This is a genomic window from Microcoleus sp. T3_D1, assembly GCF_036700405.1.
Lineage (GTDB): Bacteria > Cyanobacteriota > Cyanobacteriia > Cyanobacteriales > Microcoleaceae > Microcoleus.
Map to the genome: position 1 here is coordinate 1 of NZ_JAUBOV010000149.1, position 7662 is coordinate 7662.

Sequence of the window (7662 nt, forward strand, 5' to 3'; positions counted from 1 at the left end):
GTTAACCTTTTGCTCAATTAATTTTAACCAGAAACTAAAGTGATAAAAGCCTCTATCTAATAGTAATAACGTATTTTCGCTGACTAAATTGAGGATATTCTCTTCAAGTTTTACATCAGATTCTTTCGCATTTTCGGTAAACCAAATTTCGACTGGCAATCTAGTTACTAGATCAATTACTGTACTTATTTTCCCCGCCAATTGTCCTATTTTAGCTGACTCTAAGTTTGATAATTTCCGAAACAATGCCTCTAATATTGAACTATCTATAATCCAAATCTGCTCAAATCTTGTTAATGTAAACTGAATACTTTCTGGTAAGGTTCGTTGATTTCTCCTCTGCCAATTTGTTCTTAAACGCGGTAATAAATCCTTAAATACTTGTTCAAACAGCTCATCCGTAAAGGTCAAAAATCTTTGTGAGAGTGCTTGTTGGCTGACGGACGTGGGATTACACCACAGAAAGCCGTCTCTCGTTAACATTCGGGTCAGCTCTCTTACCCCTGCCACATCTCGCCATAGTAAGGTTAAGACCGCAGCCATCATCAATGGCAAGTTGAGAATTCGGTCTCGAAGTTTTAGCTGACGGTAGGAATTTTCCTGATTGAGCATGGCTGGTGTCAGTAATGCTTCTAGTTGCTGGGCAATTACTTCATCCTCTATCAGTGGTCGTTGTTTCTTTTTCGCGTGGTCCCGATTGGTAGTTCTGGTCTTGGTCATGGCTGGTCATAATTGCTCAACTACTTGCCTATTCTGAGTTTTATCTATTTTTTAACCAATGTAAATACCCCCTTGACAATTTACCCCTCACCTTAACTTGTCACTAATGCTAAGCGGGGAATAGGTTTTGGGGCGGTGCAAAAAACCTACCCTCAAGACAACACTCCTTATGTGCTTTGGCCAGAATCTATACTGACAAATCAAGTTTTTCTAGCGACTATTGAGAGTCTTAAAGGTGACAATTCAGAACAGAGCAAAACAGAAGTAAACACAAAGCTAGGGTTCCGGGAAAAGTTTCGGGCGAGTGCACAGCATCGAACAACCGACGGTCATTTTGTGCGGTCTAAAGCGGAAGTTTTGATTGATAATTGGCTCTATATGGCCGAGCTAGTTCACGCCTATGAACGCCGACTACCCATAGAGGAAGAAGCTTACTGTGACTTTTATATTCCTGGGGGAAAAGTGTATATTGAATACTGGGGATATGAGAACAACCCGGAGTATGTGGCGCGTAAGAAAGTCAAGCAAGAACTGTACCAGAAGTACGAACTAAACTTGATTGAGTTAACAGATGAACACATCAAGAATTTGGATGATTATTTGCCGAGAATGTTATTGAGATTTGGCGTAATTGTAACTTGATTTGAAAGTACGATCGCACTCTTCATCCGCGTTAATCTGCGTTAATCTGCCTGCATCAGCCGTTCATAAAAAAGATTGCTCGCCCTTTAACCCTCCCTCAAACTCGATCGTCCTTATCTGATTATCTTTTAACCTGCTTTACTTAACACAACCAGAATGTACTGGTCAAGACTAACTCCTTCCCTTTCCGCTTTTTCTGCTAAACTCAAATGTATAGATTTAGGAATTTGCAACGATAAATTTCCGCTCTACTCAATTTCCGTTGTAGGTAAAGGAATCTCATCTTCACACTCATAAGCTGTTTCTATCCATAATTCCCTAGCTTCCTGAATATTCTCCATCGCTTCCGATAAACTTTCACCCTGAGACATACAGCCCGGAAGGTCTTTGATTATCGCCGTATAACCTTCAGCTTCCGGGTGAAAACTGATAGGATATTTCAGACCCAAGTAATAATCTAGAGATTTAAGCTTGACTTTCATCATCAATAACTTAAGCCACTTGCTCAACATTGAGCCGCCCTTCAACCCGCTCATACTCATCTTCAAGCAGCCAAAGCCTTGCTTCCTCATAGCTAGAACAAGCAAAAACAATCTTATAGTCTTCAGCCGGGTCAAAAATGCAAAAATTATTTTTATCATCACCGAGCAACATCAAAACATAAGGAGGGACAGAGGTAGGGTCAACCCATATTTCTGTAAACTGCCAGTTATTTGCTAGGTTGGGTACGGGGGATGACATGATATTTATCTCCTATCACTTTAATTTCACCGTAATGTAAAGGAATTTGGCTGCCATCACTCTGAATTCTATAACCAATTGGGCTGGAAAAGTAGAGTCCATATCGTTCGTGATTGCGAATAATGCCGGTGAATTCCCCATTTTCTATTATGGCTTGTGCCACTCTAATCATTGTAGCTTCATTGTTAAATACATGAGCAGATCCCCCTCGCTGCAATAACCTTTGCATTTGTAGTGTATCTGGGAGATGCTTGGCAATGTGTCTATTGTCTATAGTTAGTTCACGGTTAATACCACTCATTTTATCGGAAAAATTCAGTAATATTTTAATAAAAACCCGGTTTATTTAATAAACCGGGTTTCTAATTCAAGGCTAAAAACGATTAAACCTTCGCTTCATTCTTCACCAACTTACCCCAACCCAAATCCTTCAGCGAATTATTCCGGCGCAGCGGACGAGTCACCAACTCCAAAATATCCCGCGCATTACCAAAGCCGTGAATCTGAGCAAAAGTAAACTCAACAGACCACTTAGTATTAATTCCCCGCGCTTCCAAAGGATTAGCGTGAGCCATACCAGTAATCACCAAATCAATATTCTGCTCGTAAATCCGCTGCAACTGATTGTAATTGTCTGGTTTTTCCACAATCCGAGGAGTAGGAACTCCCATCTCGTGACAAGTCTTTTCTAACAAAGCCAATTCGGCCGCCTGATAGCGCTTGTCCATGTAAGGAATGCCGATTTCCGGGCAAGTCATGCCGCAGCGAATCAAGAAACGTGCTAAAGAAATCTCAAGCAAATTGTCGCCCATAAAGAAGACAGATTTGCCGCGAATTATTTGCAGGTAATCTTCCAAACCTGCCCAAATTTGCGCTTCCCGTTCGTCCAAACCTTTTGGTTCAATTCCCAACACTGAGCAAATCTTTTCAATCCAAGCGCGGGTTCCGTCAGGGCCGATCGGGAATGGCGCACCAATTAGCTTACACTTGCGGCGGCGCATCAACGTAGAAGCTGTGCGCGACAAGAACGGATTCATGCCCGATACATAATAACCTTCTTCCAAGACTGGCAATTCAGTGTAGCGCTTGGAAGGAAGCCAACCGGAAACTTTGATTCCTTGCTTCTTCAATTCTAGAGTTAGCTGAGTGACAACCGGATCGGGCAAAGAACCGAAAAGTACCAGCGGCGTGTGCTTGACATATTCCGATTCATCTGCTGCAACTTCCTCTTTTTTCTTACCGAAATTCAGCAGTTGAGAGATAGCATTTCTTTCTTGCTTCTGAGCTTCTACCACAGGAGCTTTGTCAGGGCATTTAGCAGCCATCGCTGCTAAAACGGTATCTTCCCCTTGAGTAAAAGCGTAATCCAAGCCGTTAGCGCGCGCTGTGACGATGGGAATGCCAATTTCTGCTTCGAGTTTCGGTGCTAACCCTTCCAAATCCATTTTGATGATTTCGGTGGTGCAAGTGCCGATCCAAACAATTACACTGGGGTTACGATCGCGCTTAATTTGCAAGCACAGCCGCTTCAACTCATCATAATCGTTTAACTGAGCGGAAATATCGCCTTCTTCCAACTCAGCCATCGCATAGCGAGGCTCAGCAAAAATCATCACGCCCATTGCGTTTTGCAAGAAATAGCCACAAGTCTTGGTACCGATGACCAAGAAAAAGCTATCTTCAATTTTTTGATAAAGCCAAGCTACGCAACTAATCGGACAAAAAGTGTGATAATTGCCTGTTTCGCATTCAAAGTTTAAAGCTTCCGGTTCATTAGTAGTAATAGCAGTCATATCTCAAATCTTCTCCATTTAAATTGTTTTTCGTCTCGAACAGGACTTGCGGCGGAGCGAGGAAACACCTGGATTTTGCGATCGTCTCGGTGCGATCGCCCACCAGAGGAATAGGTTGTTTTTCCTCTCGATCGCGGACAGCCGCAGTGGCGAGAAAACACCTGTTTTGCGCTATCGCGACGCACAGCGAACAATAAATAGAAATACCTATTTTTGGGCTAATTCCTGTGAAAAATAGATGCAGCAAACTCAATATTTCCGCAGTCGCAGCATCCAAAATTCTGGCTAAAAAATTCTGCGCGAGGGCATACAATCCCTCACAGCAGGGATTTAGTTTTCTTCAACTCGCTAAGGCAAAAAGCCTTTTGGCAGTTGTGAGTTGGAGCCAATTAAAAATTAACAACTCGCAACTCACAACTCACAAATAGAGCGGGAAACTTCAAGACTAGGAGAGACTGGGGCGATCGCAACAACCTCACTTAAAATCCGACAAAAAGCCTGAAATTTCTTCATCTTCATCGTCGGAATCCAAATCACCGAGATCTAGAGCATCTAAATCATCTTCATCGGGATCTCCGGTAGTTGCTTCCCCCAGATCGTCGAGTCCGAGATCGTCGAGGTCATCGTCATCAGATACAGAGAAATCGTCAATACCGTCATCGTCCAAGTCGCCCAGATCCATGTCTAGGTCATCTGAGGTCGCTGTCCCAAAAGGATCGGGTATTTCTTCGGCGACAAACTCTGCATCTTCTTCCCCAAACGGATCGGAAATCCCCGATTCGAGATCTCCAGAGGTCAAAGTCCCAAATTGTGAGGCTTCATCTTCCTCGTCATCATCGCCGAGGTCGAGACCGCCCAAAGCCGAGGCTTCATCTTCCTCGTCATCGCCGAGGCCGAGACCGCCCAAAGCCAATGCTTCATCTTCCTCGTCATCATCGCCGAGGCCGAGACCGCCCAAAGCCAAGGCTTCATCTTCCTCGTCATCGTCCATATCAAAGTCAGATACGGCGTCTTCCTCGTCATCGTCCATATCAAAGTCAGATACGGCGTCTTCCTCATCGTCTTCGAGACCGAGACCGTCCAAAGCCGAGGCTTCTTCCTCGTCATCGTCCATGTCGAAGTCGGAGACCGCTTCTTCCTCGTCATCGTCCATGTCGAAGTCGGAGACCGCTTCTTCCTCGTCATCGTCCATGTCGAAGTCGGAGACCGCTTCTTCCTCGTCATCGCCCAGGTCGAAGTCAGAGACCGCTTCTTCCTCGTCATCGCCCAGGTCGAAATCAGAGACTGCTTCTTCCTCAAACTCATCGAAGGATTCGTCGTCGGAGCTCAGTGCTGACGCAGCAGCAGCCAGACCGGCCGCTCCGGCGACTCCGGCGACTACTCCGGCTGCTGCTAAGCCCGCACCGCCCAATTTATTAGATTTGGCATCAGCGGGTGCAGCAGTTGCAGTTTGAGCCGCTGCGGGTGCAGCAGTTGCAGTTTGAGCGGCTGCGGGTGCAGCAGTTGCAGTTTGAGCGGCTGCAGGTGCAGCAGTTGCAGTTTGAGCCACTGCAGGTGCAGCAGTTGCAGTTTGAGCCGCTGCAGGTGCAGCAGTTGCAGTTTGAGCCGCTGCGGGTGCAGCAGTTGCAGTTTGAGCGGCTGCGGGTGTTGGAGATGTGCCGATCGTCTGCGGCACGATATTTGAGGGCATACCCAGCGCGAGGTCCGGGTCAAAATTTAGCCCCAACACTTCGATCAGGCTGTCTGCATCCGGCTTGAGTTTTGAGAAGGGCAGCATTAATTGCTGGAGTTCCGGCTCCAGGGCAGCCGCAATTCCCAGGATGAGGTAAGAAACAGGCCTTTTCCCGCCGTCGGGTGTGGCGACCGTGTTGTCAGCCGTCATGTGCAGGAGCAGCCAAGCCCGATTTACCTGGTAGTAGTCCAACCACTTCTGTTTGAGAGCAACTGAAAAAGTATCAAAAAAAGCCATAACCTCTTTATCCTCATCCTGATCGCTAGACCTATTAAACCATCATCAGGTCTAGCTCATCTTCCTCCTTCTTGACCACCGGTTGCACTGGATTTAGATAAAAATCTGAAAGTAAGGCGAATAATTCGCGATCGGGCGTGTCGTTGGGCACTACTCCTTCGGGCATTGCCAAAATCTGGTCAGCGATGTTGAGGTAGTAATCGCAGACGTAGTTGAGGGAAGGATCGCTTTCGGCCATCTCAAACAATGTTTTGCCTTTGACGCGAGAAACGCGAATGTCTTCAATCAGGGGCAGCACTTCCAGCACCGGCATGGGTACAGAGTCAATGTACTTGTCGATCAAGTCGCGCTTTGAGGTGCGGTTGCCAATTAAACCGGCGAGCCGCAACGGGTGAGTGCGGGCTTTTTCGCGGACTGAGGCGGCGATGCGGTTGGCTGCAAATAAAGCGTCGAACCCGTTGTCGGTAACAATCATGCAGTAATCGGCGTAGTTCAATGGGGCTGCAAAACCGCCGCACACTACGTCACCGAGCACGTCGAACAGGATGATGTCGTATTCGTCGAAGGCATTGAGTTCTTTGAGCAGTTTGACGGTTTCGCCGACTACATAGCCGCCGCAGCCAGCTCCTGCGGGTGGGCCGCCTGCTTCTACGCAGTCAACGCCGCCGTAGCCTTTGTAGATGACATCTTCTGGCCAAACGTCTTCGTAGTGATAGTCCTTTTGCTGAAGGGTGTCAATAATTGTGGGGATCAAGAAGCCAGTGAGGGTAAATGTGCTGTCGTGCTTTGGATCGCAACCGATTTGCAAAACTTTCTTGCCGCGCTTGGCTAGGGCAACGGAGATGTTGCAGCTTGTTGTCGATTTACCAATTCCACCTTTTCCGTAAACTGCTAGTTTCACTCTTGGTTCTCCTATAGGTTTCTATCAAAACGATGAGGGCTGGGTTTTCATGCTTTTTTTCGATCGCCCAATTGCCATAGCCAAATTGCAATAGCCCAATTGCAATTCCCTTACTGTCAGTCGATTTGAGATTTCTGATTTGAGATTAAAGAATGGACTCCACAGATGAATCTGGGGCTTCTCTCTAACTAAAATTTTCGATCTCGACGACTTTTGTTTGGGGCTTGTATCCGTCTTTGGGTTAGGCCAATTTTGGACTCGGCCCTTAGTCACCTCGTTGAAAGCATTATTAGCTAACTTGCGATGAAAAGAAAGGGGGCGTCTAAATGAAAATGCTAGTAAATTTGTTTATTTTGCATCTTTGGGAATCTTAACTGGTTTTTTGATATAAAAATTTATTTTTAGATTGTTTTTAGATTTTAAATTAGTTTTAGAATACTTTCTTAATATAAAGAGGTACAAAAATAAAACAAAAATTAATTTCTCAAACAATCTGGGCTTTTGGCTTTGGGGCTAGGATGCAGGCAGTTGATGGCTTGTGCCGGTAACTTGAACGGGCACAAAGGCGCTAGTGGATGAGGCAAACTCGAAGTGAGTTCGGATCAGTTGGGTCAGGGGAGGACAAAGTTATGGGATTTGAGATTTGAGATTTGAGATTTGAGAGAGGGAAAGATTGACTTGGCTGGGGTTTCTGGTGTTTTGTAAAAAATTGTGAATTTTTAGGAAATGGTGGGGAGTCGGAGAGTGGGGGAGTGAGTCGGGAAGAGGGAGAAAGTTATGGGATTTGAGATTTTAGATTCGAGATTTGAGATTTGAGATAGGGAAAGATTGACTTGGCTGGGGTTTCTGGTGTTTTGTAAAAAATTGTGAATTTTTAGGAAATGGTGGGGAGTCGG

Annotated in this window: 8 protein-coding genes and 2 pseudogenes; 1 reads left to right on the plus strand and 9 read right to left on the minus strand. The window is 45.6% G+C overall.

Annotated elements, in window-relative coordinates; genetic code table 11:
* Positions 1-666, minus strand: a pseudogene (locus tag QT992_RS32500) (IS4 family transposase); the annotation flags it as partial.
* Between the two features lie 189 nt (positions 667-855).
* Here QT992_RS32500 and QT992_RS32505 point away from each other — a divergent pair.
* Complete coding sequence (locus QT992_RS32505; protein WP_333322474.1) at positions 856-1362, plus strand: hypothetical protein; 507 nt, start codon at positions 856-858, stop codon at positions 1360-1362.
* A 128-nt stretch (positions 1363-1490) separates the two neighbouring features.
* Here QT992_RS32505 and QT992_RS33815 read toward each other — a convergent pair.
* The 8 genes and pseudogenes from QT992_RS33815 to bchL form a co-directional block, all read right to left on the minus strand.
* Positions 1491-1598: pseudogene (locus QT992_RS33815) on the minus strand (toxin-antitoxin system HicB family antitoxin); the annotation flags it as partial.
* 12 nt (positions 1599-1610) lie between these two features.
* Complete coding sequence (locus tag QT992_RS32510) at positions 1611-1874, minus strand: type II toxin-antitoxin system HicB family antitoxin (RefSeq protein ID WP_333322472.1); 264 nt, start codon at positions 1872-1874, stop codon at positions 1611-1613.
* The gene (locus tag QT992_RS32515; protein WP_333322471.1) at positions 1855-2103 is read right to left on the minus strand and encodes a hypothetical protein; all 249 of its coding nucleotides are present in this window, start codon (positions 2101-2103) and stop codon (positions 1855-1857) included. The genes QT992_RS32510 and QT992_RS32515 overlap by 20 nt, the downstream gene beginning before the upstream one ends.
* Positions 2072-2404 carry a DUF6972 family protein gene (locus tag QT992_RS33820; RefSeq protein WP_445305395.1) on the minus strand — a complete coding sequence of 111 codons (333 nt, stop codon included), beginning with the start codon at positions 2402-2404 and terminating at the stop codon, positions 2072-2074. The genes QT992_RS32515 and QT992_RS33820 overlap by 32 nt, the downstream gene beginning before the upstream one ends.
* An 82-nt stretch (positions 2405-2486) precedes the next feature.
* Positions 2487-3896, minus strand: a complete 1410-nt coding sequence (locus tag QT992_RS32520) for a ferredoxin:protochlorophyllide reductase (ATP-dependent) subunit N (RefSeq protein WP_333322467.1) — start codon at positions 3894-3896, stop codon at positions 2487-2489.
* Complete coding sequence (locus tag QT992_RS32525) at positions 3877-4209, minus strand: hypothetical protein (RefSeq protein WP_333322466.1); 333 nt, start codon at positions 4207-4209, stop codon at positions 3877-3879. The genes QT992_RS32520 and QT992_RS32525 overlap by 20 nt, the downstream gene beginning before the upstream one ends.
* 162 nt (positions 4210-4371) lie before the next feature.
* On the minus strand, positions 4372-5865 hold the full coding sequence (locus QT992_RS32530) for a DUF5331 domain-containing protein (protein WP_333322465.1): 1494 nt from the start codon (positions 5863-5865) through the stop codon (positions 4372-4374).
* Positions 5866-5899: 34 nt separating this feature from the next.
* Positions 5900-6766 carry a ferredoxin:protochlorophyllide reductase (ATP-dependent) iron-sulfur ATP-binding protein gene (gene bchL, locus QT992_RS32535; protein ID WP_006634709.1) on the minus strand — a complete coding sequence of 289 codons (867 nt, stop codon included), beginning with the start codon at positions 6764-6766 and terminating at the stop codon, positions 5900-5902.
* Between the last annotated feature and the right edge of the window lie 896 nt (positions 6767-7662).